We start from the raw sequence: 1,446 nt of genomic DNA on the forward strand, positions 1-1,446 counted from the left end.
CGGCCATCGCACACAGCCGATCCAGCACCCCCTGCGGGTCGTGCAGCAGCGGGTCTGCGATGTCGATGCGCAGTGCAAGGTGCCCCCACCAGAAGGGGTGGCCGTCCACGTAGATTTCGTAGCCGGCCAGGTAGTGGTGCCCGTGGTTCAGCTCCATGGTGTCCATCGGCGATGTCCGTCCAGCCAGGCAGGAGCGGCCTTGGCCGCGAAGCAGGCACTGGTGATGCGTACAGGACGTATGCAACTGCATGTTGAAGAACGACGTCATGTATCAATGGCTTCGCGGCGGAGGCCACTCCTGCGGGTTTCAGGTGCCCACATGCACGCGGTTGCCGGCCTCGTTGCAGCCCAGGTGTTCCAGTGCCATCTCCAGCGCCAGCACGTAGCTCTGTGCGCGGAAGCCCTGTGCCACGCCGAGACGGTGGCCGTCCGAGGCAGGCAGGCGCGGTTCCTGGCCGTCGTCGTCATGCACTTCGATGTAGGTGGTGTGCAGGCGCGGCAGCAGCCGCTGCAGGCGTGTGCTGCCCACACAGGCACCGGGCGCGAGCAGGGTGACCTCGCCGGGGCTGTGGTCGGCCACGCACAACGCTTCCAGCAGTTCCTGTTCGCAGCGGCAGTCACGCACGGCGATGCTGGTGCCGCTGTCCAGGGCGCGCTGCACCAGCGAGTGCATCACCGCCTCCGGCAGCGGCGCGGCGGCGCGTTGCAGCGCCCCGCTGCCCTGGGGGCCGCGCACGATGTTGATCGACATGGCTCAGGCCTCCATTGCCTGCAGGCGACGCGCGGCGATGGCCAGCGACAGTTGGCAGGCCTGGTCGCGTTGCACGGTGCAGACCACCACTGCCGGTGCGTGCTGCGGGTGCAGGTGCGCGTCGAGCGCATCGGCATCGTTGCGCACCATTTCGATGTAGGGCACGGGCAGTGCCTCCAGTGCCGCCAGCAGGGCCTGGCCGTGCTGGTCCCATTGCGGCGCGCCTGCCACGGCCGTTTCGATCAGCACCCACGCAGGCCGTGTGTCCCGCGCTTGGTGCAGGCCATCGAGCAGGGCCGGCAGTGAATCGCCGCTGCGGCAGTGCAGTGCGTGGCCACCGATGCGGGCCGGAAGCGGTGCCGGCGGCACGCCCTGCGGTGCTTGCCGGATCAACAGGATGCTCATGTGACACCTTTGCGGAGCGCCGTTTGGCGCGGTGGTGACACGATGCGCGCCGGGCAGGTAACACCGCTACGTCGGAGCAGGGGTGTGCGCGTAAAGATTGCGTAGCGCTGCCATCGCCGCAGGAGCGGCCTCGGCCGCGAAGCCGGTGACAACGCTACGTCGAAATGCCCGGACATCGCGGGGGCGGCAGCGGTCATCGGTCTGCCGGCCAGGGCCACTCCTGCCGGGGAACTTCGCTCTTTCCTGCCAGTCCACTGCCTTGTCTTCCCTCAGGAACGTGCCATGAACGA

General features: G+C 68.3%; 2 protein-coding genes. Both read right to left on the reverse strand.

Features of this window, described 5'->3' with window-relative positions:
• Positions 1–307 precede the first annotated feature (307 nt).
• The gene (locus VA603_RS11400; RefSeq protein WP_323438910.1) at positions 308–751 is read right to left on the reverse strand and encodes a 3-dehydroquinate dehydratase; all 444 of its coding nucleotides are present in this window, start codon (positions 749–751) and stop codon (positions 308–310) included.
• 3 nt (positions 752–754) lie between these two features.
• Complete coding sequence (locus VA603_RS11405; RefSeq protein ID WP_323438911.1) at positions 755–1,156, reverse strand: hypothetical protein; 402 nt, start codon at positions 1,154–1,156, stop codon at positions 755–757.
• Positions 1,157–1,446: the final 290 nt, after the last annotated feature.

The sequence above is a fragment of the Stenotrophomonas capsici genome (genome assembly GCF_034961085.1).
Lineage (GTDB): Bacteria > Pseudomonadota > Gammaproteobacteria > Xanthomonadales > Xanthomonadaceae > Stenotrophomonas > Stenotrophomonas capsici.